The organism is Streptomyces longhuiensis, from assembly GCF_020616555.1.
Lineage (GTDB): Bacteria > Actinomycetota > Actinomycetes > Streptomycetales > Streptomycetaceae > Streptomyces > Streptomyces longhuiensis.
Map to the genome: position 1 here is coordinate 4,056,475 of NZ_CP085173.1, position 14,093 is coordinate 4,070,567.

Genomic DNA, 14,093 nt, shown 5'->3' on the forward strand with positions numbered 1-14,093 from the left:
CGTGTCACAAGTGACGCTATTTGACCGGAGGTGAAGGAGAAATAACAGACCTTGACTGGGGCAACCGAAGTGCACTATGCAGTGGGACGGCACCGCTATCCGGACGCGGACTTCCTCCCAACGGGCGCGCCGAACCGTCCACTTCGTGGACTCGGTGACTCCGTGCGCCCCCTGTGCACCGGCACCGTGGGTTAGGTCACGCTTACCGCCCGTTCCTCTCGGGCATGCGTCGGAATAGAGTCATTTGACGGCGCGCTACGGCAAAGTCGACCCGGCTCCGCACCCGTTACATATGCAGCTGCCAATGGCTCCTGCCATACGCCAGTGAAGCAAGCATCCGCTGTCCCGAGGACGGATAACGCCATGCCGCGTCCGACTGCCGCACAGCTCGCCTACGGTTCCGCGACCGTGATCTTCTCGACACTCGCCATGCTGCTGTTGTCGCAGACGAGTTCGGGCCTCGGTGTCGCGGTCATCGCCCTGGCCGCACTCGGCCTCGGTCTCCTCGTGGCACTGACGGTGCCCCTGCCGAAGTCGCGGCCCGCCGCAGCGCCGGCCGCCACTGCCGCCGCGGCCGAGGAGCGGGTGACGGTCCGGCGAGCGACTGTGCCCTCCGTGGCCGCCCCGCAGGCCGCCCCCGAGTCCGTGTACGAGGTCGCGCCGTCCGGCACACGCGGACCGGCGGGCCCGTGACCCACGGACCCGCCGGAAGCACCACCCCGCGCCTGCTCAGCCGGTGCTGACCACCACCGTCTTCGCGGCCTTGTCGTGCAGGCCCTGCTTGTAGGGCTTGTCGAAGAAGCTCCAGCCGCCACAGATCGCGGTCCAGATGCAGGCGCAGCAGAACACCGCGGGCAGCCACAGGACCGCGGCGCGCACCAGGTTGGTCTGGACGCTGGGCGTGGCACCGTCGTTGAGGTTCGCCACGCGCAGCTTGAGCAGCCGCTTGCCCAGCGTCTGGCCGGTCCTCGCGGTCATGAAGGTGTCGTACCCGATGTAGAGGACCGCGGCGAGGACGGACTGGCCGAACTGCCTGCCGTACTGGATCTTGTCGGGGTTCGTCTGGTACGCGGCGACCCCGAACGCCCAGGACAGCAGCCCCACGACGATGCTGACCAGGATGATGTCGATGATCCGCGCGAGCACCCGCTTGCCGCTGTCCGCCAGCGGCGGCATCCCGGCCAGCGGGTCATCCCCGTAGGGACCGCCACCGTAGGGGTCACCCTCGTAGGGGCCACCTCCACCACCACCGCCGTACGGGGGCGGCGGGGTGCCGCCGGGCGGGGGCGGCGGGGAGTCGTACGGATTCCCCGAGCCCGGAGGGTTCTGGGGGTTCTGGGGGCCCTGGGGATTCTGAGGGCCCTGTGGATTCTGAGGGTCCTGCGGAGTCCCGTACGGGTCCTGGGGGCCGTCGTACGGTGAGCCGCCGCCCTGGGACGGCGGTGGCTTTCTGAACGGGTCGTCTTCCGGGGGCTGGCCTGAGCCGGGGGGCGGCGGTTCGGAGCTCATGGCCCGAGTCGACCGCGAACCCCCCGATTCCGCATCCGGCGAGCCGCCGTCCGGAGTACGACGGCTCGCCCGTGCGGCGACCGAGCGGGACGGCCCGGGTCAGCCCGCCACGAACGTACGGGCCGCCTTGTCGTGCCAGCACTGGCGCCACGGCCGGTCGAACAGGCACCACAGCACGCCGAGGACGCCGATGACCAGCAGGCCGGTCACGCTGTACACCAGCCAGCGCCGCAGCGCCGCGCCGAACGTCGGCGCCTCGTGCTCCTCGATGTCCCGCACCTGGAGTCCGCACACCTTCTTGCCCAGGGTGCGGCCCCACTTGGCGGTCGGCAGGGCCTCGTAGAGGACGCCGGCGACGAGGAGGACGGCGAGGACGATGCCGAGGTAGGCGCCCGTCGTGCCGTCCAGCAGCCAGACCGTGGCCTCGCGGCCCGACGCCTTCGCCGCGTCGATCTTCCCGTCGATGTGGTCGATGGCCTTGGTGCCGAGCGGGACCGCCGCCACCGCGGTGACCGCGCCGAGCACCACCGAGTCGATGAGCCGCGCGGCAAGACGCCTGCCGAGCCCCGCGGGCCGCGCCGACGCCTGCGCCTGGGCTGCCGCCAGGAACGGGTCGTTGGCCACGGGCTTCCACGGCGTGACGGGGCCTTCCGGCTCCGCGCGTTCGCCCGCGGCGGGCTGAGCGGAGTGAGCGGGCTGCGCGGACTGAGGCTGGGCGAGCTGGTGCACCTGCTGCGCCCAGGAGGGCGAACCGCCGCCAGGGCCGGAGGTCATGGGGGTGGCGGAGGCGCCACCGGCGGCCTGCGGCGGGACCACGCCGGGTCGGCCGGCCTGGGGCTGCTGCGCCGGGGTGAGGGCCTGGGGTGCGTGGGACGCGTGCGCCTGGTGGGGCTGGGGCTGCTGGGCCTGGGGCTGTTGAGCCGGTCCCTGCGGGGCGAAGCCCGCCTGAGGCTGAGGCTGCTGCGACTGGGCGCCGGACCGGGGCTGGGCGTCGGCCTGCTGGGGCGCGGGCTGCTGGGCCGCCTGCGGATGCTGGGCGAGTGGCTGTTGGGGCTGAGCCTGCTGGGGCTGCGCTTGCTGATCCAGCTGGCCCTGAAGCTGACCCGGAACCTGCTGACTCCGCTGCCCCTGACCCTGCACCGCAGGTCCTTGCCGGCCCGGCACCTGACCCTGCTGTCCCTGAACCGCAGGACCTTGTCGGCCCGGCCCCTGACGAGCGGACAGCGCTCGCATCGTCATCGTGCCCTCGGGACGGTCCGTGGGCGGGGTGGGGCGGCGGAACGTGACGGTCCCGTCCGTGGACGGCGTCGGGAGCTCCGGCTGCGCCGGGCGGTTCGCGCCCGCACCGTCCGCACGCGCCTGCTGCTGTTGCTGCTGCTGCTGTTGCTGCTGTTGCTGCGGAGCGGGCACGCGCGGGTCGGTGCCCCAGGACACGCGGCGGTCCTGCTCGCCGCCGAAGCCGGTCTGGCGGGACGCGTCCGCCTGCCAGGCCGTGGCGGGTTCGGGTGCGGCCGGCTCGTCCGAGTACCGCTCCGGCTCCTCGTCGAGGAAGACCGGGCCGGTCTCCTCGACGGACGCGGGCGCGGGCGCAGGCGTGGGGGCGGGGGCCGGGGTCACCCCGGCGGGGGCCGCGAGGGGTTCGCCGTCGGACGGGGCCGGGCGGCTCGTGCCGGGCACCCACGCGGCACCGTTCCAGTACCGGACATATCCGGGAATGGACGGGTCGGGGTAGTACCCGTCGCGGGGCCTGTCGTCGCCGGGTGCCGGAGTTGGGGCGCTCATGTCCGTCGTCCCGTATCTGCTCGGGGTTTTGTTGGGGGTCCACATCTATCAGACCACCGCCCGCCACCGGGCGGGTCCGCCCGTACGGACCACTTTCCGGGGACGCCGAAAAAACTTTCCGGAACTCGCGTAATGCTCCGCGCCCTTCGCCCTCTCTCCTTGCACGGGCCCGCTCTCGCGAGCCCTCGCACGACCCGTACGAGGAGAGGAAGCGCACGACATGCACACCGTGGTGGAACGTGAACTCGAGCTGAAGCTCGTCCTGTCGCCCGAACGCAGCATCCCTGTCCCTGCCCGGCTCACCTACCGGACCGACGACCCGTACGCCGTCCACATCGCCTTTCACATCGGCTCCGAGCACCCGGTCCACTGGACGTTCGCGCGCGAGCTGTTCGTGGAGGGGGTCTTCCGGCCGTGCGGGCACGGGGACGTGCGCGTGTGGCCGACGAAGGTCGACCGCCGCAGCGTCGTCCTCATGGCGCTGAGTTCACCGGACGGCGACGCGCTCCTGGAGGCGCCCGCCGCCGCGGTGTCCGCCTGGCTGGAGCGGACACTGCGGGTGGTCCCTCCGGGCTCTGAGTCCGAGCGGCTCGGCATCGACGACGGCCTCGCCGAGCTGCTCGCTCCCGCCTCGGGCCGCGCCGACGACCTGTGGCTGCGCGACCCGTGGCCCTCGGACGAGTCCCAGGACGGTGAGTGAGCGCGCGTCCCACGGGGGTGGATGCGGGCCGACCGACCAGGAGTGGCGGGCGTCAGAAGAGTTTGCCCGGGTTGAGCAGGCCGAGCGGGTCGAAGGCCGCCTTCACGGCGCGCTGCATCTCGATGCCCACCGGGCCGAGCTCGCGCGCCAGCCACTCCTTCTTGAGTACGCCGACGCCGTGTTCGCCGGTGATGGTCCCGCCGAGTTCGAGACCGAGCGCCATGATCTCGTCGAAGGACTCGCGGGCCCGCCGGCCCTCGTCGGCGTCCTGGGCGTCGAAGCACACGGTGGGGTGCGTGTTGCCGTCGCCCGCGTGGCAGCAGACGCCGATCGTGAGGCCGTACTTCTCGGCGATGCGGTCGACGCCGGCGAGCATCTCGGCGAGCCTCGAGCGCGGCACGCACACGTCGTCGATCATCGTCGTGCCCTTGACCGCTTCGAGCGCGGTGAGCGAGAGGCGCCGGGCCTGGAGCAGGAGTTCGGACTCGGCGGCGTCCTCGGCGGGGACTACCTGGGTCGCGCCGGCGGCCTCGCACAGGGCGCCGACGGCGGCGAGGTCGGCTGCCGGGTCGAGGGTGTCGAAGGCGGCGAGGAGCAGCGCCTCGGTGGTCTCGGGGAGCCCCATGTTCGCCATCGCGTTGACGGCCTTCACGGTCGTACGGTCCATGAGTTCGAGCAGCGACGGGACGTGACCGCCCTCCATGATCTTGCAGACCGCGTCGCAGGCGGCGTCCGTGGAGGCGAATTCGGCGGCCAGGACCAACTGCTGCGGCGGCTCGGGCTTGAGCGCGAGCGTGGCCCGCACGACGATGCCGAGGCTGCCCTCGGAGCCGACGAACAGACGCGTGAGGTCGTAGCCCGCGACGCCCTTGGCCGTGCGGCGTCCCGTGGACAGGAGCCGGCCGTCGGCGAGGACGACGTCGAGCCCGAGGACGTACTCCGCCGTCACCCCGTACTTCACGCAGCACAGGCCGCCCGACGCCGTGCCGATGTTCCCGCCGATGGTGCACATTTCCCAACTGGACGGGTCCGGCGGGTAGTAGAGGCCCTTCTCGTTGACGGCGCGGGAGAGCGTGGCGTTGATGACGCCCGGCTCGACGACCGCGATCCTGTCGACGGTGCTGATCTCCAGGATGCGGTCCATCTTGACCAGGGACAGCACGACGCAGCCCTCGGACGCGTTCGCCGCGCCGGAGAGGCCCGTGCGGGCGCCCTGCGGGACGACGGGGACGCGTAGCTCCGTGGCCGTGCGCATCACGTGCTGGACCTGCTCGACGGTGCGGGGCAGCACCACGACGGCCGGCGCTCCCGCGTCGCAGAAGCTGGCCATGTCGTTGGCGTACGAGGCCGTGACGTCGGGGTCGGTGAGGACCGCCCCGGCCGGCAGGCCTTCCTGAAGTCGTTCGACGAGTGTGCGGCTCATGATCACAGCCTCGCACCCGGGGCCATCGGTGTGAACCCGTCTGCGGCGGCCTTCACCTGCCGGGATGTTGCCGTGATGTGCTCTTCGTATTGACGCACAGTTGCGTCATGAAGACCGAGGAGATCGAAGCGGAACAGCACGCTCCGGCCACTGCTCCCGAACCGGGGTACCGGATGTCCCCGCTGGCGAAGGGCGTGGTGATCAGCGCCCTCACGGGGTCCGTGGTGCTCGGCGGCATCCTGCTGGTGCCGCCCTCCTCGCCGGAGCGCTCCGCGGCGCCCGCTCCGGGGTCGGCCGGCCACGCGATGATCGCGGCGGCCATGGGGGCCGCCGCGTCGCTGCCCGATCTGACGGCCCTCATCAGGGAGCGCGAGGCCCGTCTGCGGACCGATCCGCGGGACGCCCAGTCGTGGGCGGTGCTCGGGGCCGCCTACGTGGAGTACGGGCTGCGGACGGCGGACCCGACGTACTACCCGAAGGCGGAGCGCGCCCTGCGGACCTCGCTGAAGACGCGGCCCACCGGAAACGTGGACGCCCTGGACGGGCTCGCCGCGCTCGCCAACGCTCGCCACGACTACCGCACGGCGAAGAAGTGGGGCGAGGCGTCGCTGAAGCTGGCGCCGAAGCGCTGGACGACGTATCCGCTGCTGATCGAGACGTACGGGCGGCTCGGGGACTACAAGGCCGTGGACCGGTCCCTGGAGACGCTGACGAAGCTGCGCTCGGGCGCGGCCGTGATGGCACGGGAGGGTCAGGTCTACCGGGACCGCGGCTGGCGTGACGACGCGCTCGCGTCGCTGACCGACGCGGCGGCGCTCGCCGCGACGCCGTCCGAGCAGGCCGCGTGCCTGCACCGGGCGGGCGAGCTGACGTGGGAGCGGGGCGAGCCCGCCAAGGCGCTGAACTACTTCACCCAGGCCCTCGCGGCCGACCCCGACCACCACGCGTCGCTCGCCGGGCAGGGCCGCGCCCTGGCGTCGCTGGGCCGTACGACGGAGGCGGTCCAGGCCTACCGGAGCGCGCTCGCCATGCAGCCCCGGCCCGAATACTCCCTGGAACTGGGCGAGTTGTACCAGTCGATCAGGTTCGACGACGCGGCGAAGGCACAGTACGCACTGCTGCGGAAGCGGGTGGCCGCGGACGCGGCGAACGGGGTCGACGACACGCTCCTCCTCGGCCGGTTCGAGGCGGACCACGGGGACCCGCGGGCGGCCGTGACCCGGCTGCGGGTCGAGTGGAAGCGGGCGCCGAGCGTGCAGACCGCGGACGCGCTGGGCTGGGCGCTGCACAAGGCGGGCGACGACCAGGAGGCGCTGAAGTACGCGAAGCGCGCGACGGACCCCGAGCACGGGGGCACCGTACGCAGTGCGCTGATCGCCTACCACCGGGGGGAGGTGGAACGGAAGCTGAAGCTGGACGGGCCCGCCCGCCGGCACATCGGCGAGGCCCTGCGCATCAACTCGGCGTTCTCCCCGCTCCTGGCCCCGCTCGCGAAGGAGGCGCTGGCCGCGCTGGGCGATCCGTCGGCCGGCAGGTCCGACAAGGCGCCGAAGGCGGAGGCGAACACGGCACCGGCGCCGCGGCCCCACGCGGCGCCCCGGAACCCGGCCCCCGCGCGTCCCGCACCCCGGCGCCCGGCGCCCGAAAGCCCCGCGGCCCGCCCGGCCGCCCCCGTCGCGCCGCCCAAGTCCGCGGCACCGCCGGCCACGCCTCCGGCCCCTGCCAAGCCGTCGCCCCGGCAGGCCCCTCAGACGCCCAAGCCCTCGGGCGCGTGACCCCCGCACCCGGCGCCCTCTCGAACGCGGGAGCCCGGCCCCCTAAAGCACACCCGTCCCGATGAGCCCGTTCCGCGTGATCAGGGACGCCAGTTCTTCCTCGCTCAGGCGGTCCGTTCCCGCGGGGCGCCTGGGCAGGACCATGTACCGCGTCTCCGCGCTGGAGTCCCAGACCGTGACGTCCACGGACTCCGGGAGCGTCACGCCGAACTCGGCGAGGACACCGCGCGGGTCCCGCACGACGCGGGAGCGGTACGCCTCGCTCTTGTACCAGCCGGGCGAGGGCCCGAGCAGGCGCAGGGGATAGCAGGAGCACAGCGTGCAGACGATGACGTTGTGCGTGTCGGCGGTGTTCTCGACGACGCGCAGCCGCTGCTTCTGAACTCCCCCGGAGGAGAAGCCCAGTTCACCCACCGCCGAGGTGCCGTCGGCGAGGAGCCGCTCGCGGTAGGCCGGGTCGGTCCACGCGCGGGCCACGACCTTCGCGCCGTTCACGGGCGAGGCGCCCGCGAGGAACCCGTCGATGACCTCGTCGACGGTGTCGCCCCCGACGATGCCCTGCGCCTCCAACAGGCTTTCCAGGCGCCGTACCTGACGGGAGATCACCGCGTCCTCGTGCGTACCGGACATCACTCGGCCTCCCTCAGATAGCTCTCCGACAGATCGAGTACGACGTGGTGGTCGCCCTCGCCCCACAGCTCGCGTGCCGCGAAGCGGACCGCGTAGATCATCTCGACGGGGGCGTCGTCCCGACCCTGCGCGCGCACGTCGGCGAGCGGGGCCCGCCCCTCCGGCTCGACCACGACGCCGAGCTTGCCGCGGGCGTACCGCGGCAGGCGCGTGTGGTGGGGCGGGTCGTGCGGGTACGTGCGGACGTGGGCGCCGGCCGCGAACCGGTCAGTCATCGCTCAGCGCCCCTTCCTCGATGACGCCCTTGCGTTCGAGGAGCGTGCGGATCGCGTGGAACCAGCGCTCGTAGTACGAGGCCGCGAGGTACTCCCCCGGCGGCATCGTCTCGATGGCGTCCCTGAACTCGTCGAGGTTGAAGACCCCTTTGACGAGGAGCGCGCGCTGCAGGGCGAAGACGCGCGCCTCCCAGTCCGCGTGAAAGGGCTCGGCGTCATCGCTGGTGTCGATGGCGCCGAACCCTGTCATGCCGCCCACGTCATTGATCCTGGCCATAGCACCAGCCTAGGACGTGCGCCTACGGAGTGCCCCCAGAGATCTGCGGGTCGCTACAGATTGCCGCGCTTCTCCTGCTCGCGCTCGATCGCCTCGAAGAGCGCCTTGAAGTTGCCCTTCCCGAAGCCCATCGAGCCGTGCCGCTCGATCATCTCGAAGAAGACGGTCGGCCGGTCCTGGACCGGCTTGGTGAAGATCTGCAGCAGGTAACCGTCCTCGTCGCGGTCGACGAGGATCTTCAGCTCGCGCAGCGTCTCGACGGGCACGCGCGTCTCGCCGGCCCACTCGCCGAGGGTGTCGTAGTACGAGTCCGGGGTGTCGAGGAACTGGACGCCCGCGGCGCGCATGGCCTGCACGGACGCGACGATGTCGTTCGTGGCGAGCGCGATGTGCTGGACGCCTGCGCCGCCGTAGAACTCCAGGTACTCGTCGATCTGGGACTTCTTCTTGGCGATGGCGGGCTCGTTGATCGGGAACTTGACCTTGAGCGTGCCGTCCGCGACGACCTTCGACATCAGCGCGCTGTACTCGGTCGCGATGTCGTCGCCCACGAACTCCTTCATGTTCGTGAAGCCCATGACCTTGTTGTAGAAGCCGACCCACTCGTTCATCTTGCCGAGTTCGACGTTGCCGACGCAGTGGTCGACGGCCTGGAAGGTGCGCCTGGCCGGCGGCTCGACGATCGGGCCGGCCGCGGCGAAGCCGGGCAGGTACGGGCCGTCGTACCCGGTGCGCTCGACGAGCGTGTGGCGGGTCTTGCCGTACGTGGCGATCGCGGCCCTCACGACGGTGCCGAACTCGTCCTTGGACTCGTACGGCTCGGTGATGCCGCGGGCGCCGTGCTCGACGGCGTACGCGTACGCGGCGCGGGCGTCCGGGACCTCGATGGCGAGGTCGACGACGCCGTCGCCGTGCTCGGCCACATGGACGGCGAGGAAGTGGCCCCAGTCGGTGGAGACCTTGATGACGGAGGTGAACACGAAGCGGGCGGAGCCGTTCGTGAGGACGTAGGAGGCCGTCTCGCGGCTGCCGTTCTCCGGGCCCGAGTAGGCCACGAGCTTCATGCCGAAGGCGGTCGAGTAGTAGTGGGCGGCCTGTTTGGCGTTGCCCACGGCGAAGACGACCGCGTCCATTCCCTTCACCGGGAAGGGGTCGGCCTCGCGCGCGGTGTCGGGGGTGGGCTGGATGTGCGCAGAAGTAGCTGCCATGGCCCGAGACTCCCTCCGAACCACAAGGTGCGCAATAGTTTGTGATTCCAGTGGTCAATTTGCTCAGCGGATCGCCAATATGGGCGAGCGATCTGTACAGGATGACCATCACGGAGGCCCCCTATGGCGATCGATCATCTGGACGGGCGGCTGATCCTGCTGCTCGCGCGTGAGCCCAGGATCGGGGTGCTCGAGGCGTCCCGGCGCCTGGGGGTCGCGCGGGGCACCGTGCAGGCGCGCCTCGACCGGCTTCAGTCGAACGGAGTCATCCGCGGCTTCGGGCCTCAGGTCGACCCGGCGGCCCTGGGCTATCCGGTCACCGCGTTCGCCACGCTCCAGATCCGGCAGGGCCAAGGCTCCGACGTCAGGGCGCACTTGACGACGGTCCCCGAGGTCCTCGAACTGCACACGACGACCGGCAGCGGCGACATGCTGTGCCGCCTCGTGGCCCGCTCGAACGCCGATCTCCAGCGTGTGATCGACCGGGTCGTGGGTTTTGATGGCATCGTCCGGGCTTCCACCGCGATCGTCATGGAAAACCCCGTTCCGCTGCGGATCATCCCGCTCGTGGAGCAGGCCTCGTCGGATTCCTGACCCGTACGTCCCCGACGCTCACGGAGTCCGCCCGGACGAGGTGAGTGCCGGCGCTGCGTTCCCGGGGACAACCCCGGACCACCGGCCGAGGCCGGCCGGACGTCAGCCCGGCGCAAGGAGGTGAGGCCCGTGAACTTCTGGGAGTACATCGTCACCCGCCATCAGCAGCTGCTGGCGGATGCCTACCAGCAGGCCAGCCTCGTCTTCCAGTGCATGGTCGTCGCGACCCTCGCCGGCGTCCTCATCGGCGTCCTCACCTACCGCAGCGAGTGGGCGGGCAACTTCGCCACCTTGGCGACCTCGACCATCCTGACGATCCCCTCGCTCGCCATGATCGGTCTGCTGATCCCGATCGTCGGCCTCGGCGTCCCGCCGACCGTCATCTCGCTGACCCTGTACGGGCTGCTGCCCATCGTCCGGAACTCGATCGTGGGCCTGCGGGGCGTGGACCCCTCCCTCATCGACGCGGCGCAGGGTATCGGCATGTCCCGCGTCGCCCGGCTCGCCAAGGTGGAGCTGCCGCTGGCCTGGCCGCCGATCCTCACCGGGATCCGGGTCTCCACCCAGATGCTGATGGGCATCGCCGCCATCGCCGCCTACGCGTCCGGCCCCGGCCTCGGTAACGAGATCTTCCGCGGCATCGCGTCCCTGGGCAGCAAGAACGCGCTCAACCAGGTCCTCGCGGGCACGATCGGCATCATCATCCTCGCCCTCCTCTTCGACGCCGCGTACGTCCTCATCGGCCGCATGACCATCCCGAGGGGGATCCGTGTCTGATTCCGTGCCCGAGACCCCCGCCTCCGCCGCCACGGCGACCGCCACCGCCGACGCCGACGCGGGGCGGCCCGACTCCACGACGGGGGCGACGATCGAGCTGGAGAACCTCACCAAGCGCTACCCGGGGTCCGCCGCCCCGGCCGTCGACAACGTCAGCCTGGAGATCAAGGCGGGCGAGACCGTCATCTTCGTAGGCCCCTCGGGCGGCGGCAAGACCACCCTCCTCAAGATGATCAACCGGCTCATCGAGCCGACCAGCGGCCGCATCAGGATCGGTGGCGAGGATGTCACGGACATGGACCCGGTGAAGCTCCGCCGCAAGATCGGCTACGCGATCCAGTCCTCCGGGCTCTTCCCACACATGACGGTCGCCCAGAACATCGCCCTCGTGCCGAAGATGGTCGGCTGGTCCAAGTCGAAGATCAAGGCGCGCGTCGAGGAGATGCTGGACCTCGTCGGCCTCGACCCCGGCGAGTTCCGCGGCCGCTATCCACGCCAGCTCTCCGGTGGCCAGCAGCAACGCGTCGGCGTGGCACGGGCGTTGGCGGCCGACCCGCCCGTACTCCTGATGGACGAGCCGTTCGGCGCCGTCGACCCGATCACCCGCGACCACCTCCAGGACGAGCTGATCCGCCTCCAGCGCGAGCTGCACAAGACGATCGTGTTCGTCACCCACGACTTCGACGAGGCGATCAAGATCGGCGACCGCATCGTGGTCCTGCGCGAGCGCTCGCACATCGCCCAGTTCGACACCCCCGAGGCCATCCTCACCAACCCCGTCGACGACTTCGTGTCCGGCTTCGTCGGCGCGGGGGCCGCCCTCAAGCGCCTCAACCTCAGCCGCGTACGGGACGTCGAGGTCACCGACTACCCGACGGTGCAGGTCGACGACCCCCTCCAGACCATCTTCGACAAGCTGCGCGACGCGGGCACCAACGAACTGCTCCTGCTCGACAAGCGGCGCCGCCCCTACAAGTGGCTGCGGCGCGGCGACCTGATGCGCGCCAAGGGATCACTGGCCCGCGCGGGGACCCTCGTGCACGACACGGTGACCCGGGACGCGACTCTGCGCGACGCGCTCGAAGCGGTCCTGACCGACAACGCGGGACGCGTGGCGGTCACCGGGCGGCGCGGCGAGTACGAGGGCGTCGTCGACATGGAGACGCTGATGAACTCCGTGCACGAACTCCTGGACGCCGACCGGCTCGAAGCCGTGGAGCACCAGCACGAACTGGAGGAGCTGCGGGCCCAGCAGACCCACCAGGAGCAGGAAGGCGAGGGGGGACCGAAGGCGTGAACACCCCCAAGTCGCCCCCGGACAAGCGCCCGGAGGGCGAGCACGAGGTGAAGGGCGTCGCCTTCCGCGACGAAGGCGAGGCCGAGCAGGAGGCGCCCCCGCCACCGCCGGTCCGCGGGAAGCGCCGGATCTCCTGGCAGAAGCTCACGTTCCTGCCGGCCGTGGTCGCGGCCGTACTGCTGGCCACCTGGCTCTGGTTCCAGCAGGCCAGCCTGGACACGATCTCCGAGAACGCCATCGTGGGCGGTCAGGTGTGGAAGCTCCTCAAGCAGCACATCTACCTGACGGTGGTCTCCACGTTCTTCGTGCTGATCATCGCGATCCCGCTGGGCATCCTGCTGACCCGCAAGATGTTCCGCAAGGCGACCCCGGTCGCCCTCGCCTTCGCCAACATGGGCCAGGCCACCCCCGCGATCGGCCTGCTCGCCCTGCTGGTCATCTGGCTGGGCATCGGCCGGCGGTCGGCCCTGATCGGCATCATCATCTACGCGATCCTGCCCGTGCTCTCCAACACGATCGCGGGCCTGAAGGCGAACGATCCCACCCTCCTCGAATCGGCGCGCGGCATCGGCATGTCACCGCTCGGCGTCCTCACCAAGGTCGAACTGCCACTGGCCGTACCGCTGATCCTCGCGGGCGTGCGGACGGCGCTCGTCCTGAACGTCGGCACGGCGACCCTCGCCACGTTCGGCGGCGGTGGCGGGCTCGGCGTCCTCATCACCACCGGCATCACCACCCAGCGCATGCCGATCCTCGTCCTGGGCTCGGTCCTGACGGTCTCACTGGCCCTGATCGTCGACTGGCTGGCGTCGCTCGCCGAACTCCTCCTGCGTCCGCGCGGGTTGGAGGTGGGCGCATGAGGCGTACGTACCGTGCGGCGGCGGCAGCGGGCCTCGTGGTGTCCCTGCTCGCCGGCTGCGGACTGACCAGCGGCAGCCCGATGGTCGACGACGTGAAGCCGGGCTCGGTCGGCCAGGGCGAGCCGCTCAAGGGCGCCGACATCACCGTCACGTCCAAGGAGTTCACCGAGCAGCTGATCCTCGGCGCCATGATGGGCATCGCCTTCAAGGCGGCCGGCGCCGAGGTACTCGACCGCACCGGCATCCAGGGCTCGATCGGCGCCCGCGAGGCCATCAAGAGCGGTGACGCGGACGGGATGTACGAGTACACGGGCACGGCCTGGATCACCTACCTGGGCCACTCCACCCCCATCCCGGACCCGCAGGCCCAGTGGCAGGCCGTGCACGACGCCGACCTCAAGAACGGCATCACCTGGCTGCCGCCGTCCGCGCTCAACAACACGTACGCGCTGGCCATGAACGAGACCAACTTCAAGAAGTACGGCACGAAGACCCTCTCGGACGTGGCCGCGCTCGCCAAGAAGGACCCCAAGGCCGTGACGCTTTGCGTGGAGAGCGAGTTCGCCAACCGCGCGGACGGGCTGCCGGGCATGGAGAAGGCGTACGGCATGGACATCCCGACCGCGAACATCACGCAGATGGACACCGGGATCATCTACACGCAGGCCGCGAAGGGCACGTGCACGTTCGGCGAGGTCTTCACGACCGACGGCCGCATCAAGGCGATGAAGCTCCGGGTGATGGCGGACGACAAGCACTTCTTCCCGAACTACAACGCGGCCCCGGAGATGAACACCAAGTCCCTGGAGAGGTATCCGGCGATGGCGAAGGTCATCGAGCCGATCACGAAGAAGCTCAACAACACGGTCGCGCAGGAGCTGAACGCGAAGGTCGACGTCGACGGCCAGGACCCGCACGACGTGGCGAAGGACTGGCTGGTGAAGGAGGGCTTCGTGACGGAGTGAGCGGGCCCCGGGTCCAAGTGA

General features: G+C 70.8%; 15 protein-coding genes. 8 read left to right on the forward strand and 7 right to left on the reverse strand.

Annotated elements, in window-relative coordinates; all coding sequences use genetic code 11:
- Positions 1-363 precede the first annotated feature (363 nt).
- Positions 364-693 carry a hypothetical protein gene (locus LGI35_RS18940; protein ID WP_227294996.1) on the forward strand — a complete coding sequence of 110 codons (330 nt, stop codon included), beginning with the start codon at positions 364-366 and terminating at the stop codon, positions 691-693.
- Between the two features lie 36 nt (positions 694-729).
- On the opposite strand, the gene LGI35_RS18945 is transcribed toward LGI35_RS18940, so the two are convergent.
- Positions 730-1,509 carry an RDD family protein gene (locus LGI35_RS18945; protein WP_227294997.1) on the reverse strand — a complete coding sequence of 260 codons (780 nt, stop codon included), beginning with the start codon at positions 1,507-1,509 and terminating at the stop codon, positions 730-732.
- Between the two features lie 99 nt (positions 1,510-1,608).
- Complete coding sequence (locus tag LGI35_RS18950; protein WP_227294998.1) at positions 1,609-3,291, reverse strand: RDD family protein; 1,683 nt, start codon at positions 3,289-3,291, stop codon at positions 1,609-1,611.
- A gap of 220 nt (positions 3,292-3,511) precedes the next feature.
- On the opposite strand from LGI35_RS18950, the gene LGI35_RS18955 reads away from it, so the two are divergent.
- Positions 3,512-3,991, forward strand: a complete 480-nt coding sequence (locus LGI35_RS18955; RefSeq protein ID WP_227294999.1) for an SsgA family sporulation/cell division regulator — start codon at positions 3,512-3,514, stop codon at positions 3,989-3,991.
- A 52-nt stretch (positions 3,992-4,043) separates the two neighbouring features.
- On the opposite strand, the gene LGI35_RS18960 is transcribed toward LGI35_RS18955, so the two are convergent.
- Positions 4,044-5,414 (reverse strand): FAD-binding oxidoreductase, encoded by a 1,371-nt coding sequence (locus LGI35_RS18960; protein WP_227295001.1) that lies wholly within the window; start codon positions 5,412-5,414, stop codon positions 4,044-4,046.
- A 107-nt stretch (positions 5,415-5,521) separates the two neighbouring features.
- On the opposite strand from LGI35_RS18960, the gene LGI35_RS18965 reads away from it, so the two are divergent.
- Positions 5,522-7,189: a tetratricopeptide repeat protein gene (locus tag LGI35_RS18965; RefSeq protein ID WP_227295002.1), complete on the forward strand. Its 1,668-nt coding sequence runs from the start codon at positions 5,522-5,524 to the stop codon at positions 7,187-7,189.
- A 42-nt stretch (positions 7,190-7,231) separates the two neighbouring features.
- Here LGI35_RS18965 and nthA read toward each other — a convergent pair whose 3' ends face one another.
- The 4 genes from nthA to hppD are packed head-to-tail and all read right to left on the reverse strand — an operon-like array spanning position 7,232 to position 9,579.
- A complete protein-coding gene (gene nthA / locus LGI35_RS18970; protein ID WP_227295003.1) occupies positions 7,232-7,819 on the reverse strand; it encodes a nitrile hydratase subunit alpha in 588 nt (195 codons plus the stop codon).
- Positions 7,819-8,094, reverse strand: a complete 276-nt coding sequence (locus tag LGI35_RS46130; protein ID WP_264484678.1) for a nitrile hydratase subunit beta — start codon at positions 8,092-8,094, stop codon at positions 7,819-7,821. The genes nthA and LGI35_RS46130 overlap by 1 nt, the downstream gene beginning before the upstream one ends.
- Positions 8,087-8,371, reverse strand: coding sequence for a nitrile hydratase subunit beta (locus LGI35_RS46135; RefSeq protein ID WP_264484679.1), 285 nt, complete (start codon positions 8,369-8,371; stop codon positions 8,087-8,089). The genes LGI35_RS46130 and LGI35_RS46135 overlap by 8 nt, the downstream gene beginning before the upstream one ends.
- Before the next feature lie 53 nt (positions 8,372-8,424).
- Positions 8,425-9,579, reverse strand: coding sequence for a 4-hydroxyphenylpyruvate dioxygenase (hppD, locus tag LGI35_RS18980; protein ID WP_227295004.1), 1,155 nt, complete (start codon positions 9,577-9,579; stop codon positions 8,425-8,427).
- Positions 9,580-9,702: 123 nt separating this feature from the next.
- On the opposite strand from hppD, the gene LGI35_RS18985 reads away from it, so the two are divergent.
- From LGI35_RS18985 to LGI35_RS19005, 5 genes are all read left to right on the forward strand, one after another.
- Positions 9,703-10,173 (forward strand): Lrp/AsnC family transcriptional regulator, encoded by a 471-nt coding sequence (locus LGI35_RS18985; protein WP_227295005.1) that lies wholly within the window; start codon positions 9,703-9,705, stop codon positions 10,171-10,173.
- A gap of 129 nt (positions 10,174-10,302) precedes the next feature.
- On the forward strand, positions 10,303-10,950 hold the full coding sequence (locus tag LGI35_RS18990; protein ID WP_227295006.1) for an ABC transporter permease: 648 nt from the start codon (positions 10,303-10,305) through the stop codon (positions 10,948-10,950).
- Complete coding sequence (locus tag LGI35_RS18995) at positions 10,943-12,247, forward strand: betaine/proline/choline family ABC transporter ATP-binding protein (protein WP_376597935.1); 1,305 nt, start codon at positions 10,943-10,945, stop codon at positions 12,245-12,247. Before LGI35_RS18990 ends, LGI35_RS18995 begins: the two co-directional genes overlap by 8 nt.
- The gene (locus LGI35_RS19000; protein WP_227295007.1) at positions 12,244-13,107 is read left to right on the forward strand and encodes an ABC transporter permease; all 864 of its coding nucleotides are present in this window, start codon (positions 12,244-12,246) and stop codon (positions 13,105-13,107) included. Before LGI35_RS18995 ends, LGI35_RS19000 begins: the two co-directional genes overlap by 4 nt.
- Complete coding sequence (locus LGI35_RS19005) at positions 13,104-14,072, forward strand: glycine betaine ABC transporter substrate-binding protein (RefSeq protein ID WP_227295009.1); 969 nt, start codon at positions 13,104-13,106, stop codon at positions 14,070-14,072. The genes LGI35_RS19000 and LGI35_RS19005 overlap by 4 nt, the downstream gene beginning before the upstream one ends.
- Positions 14,073-14,093: the final 21 nt, after the last annotated feature.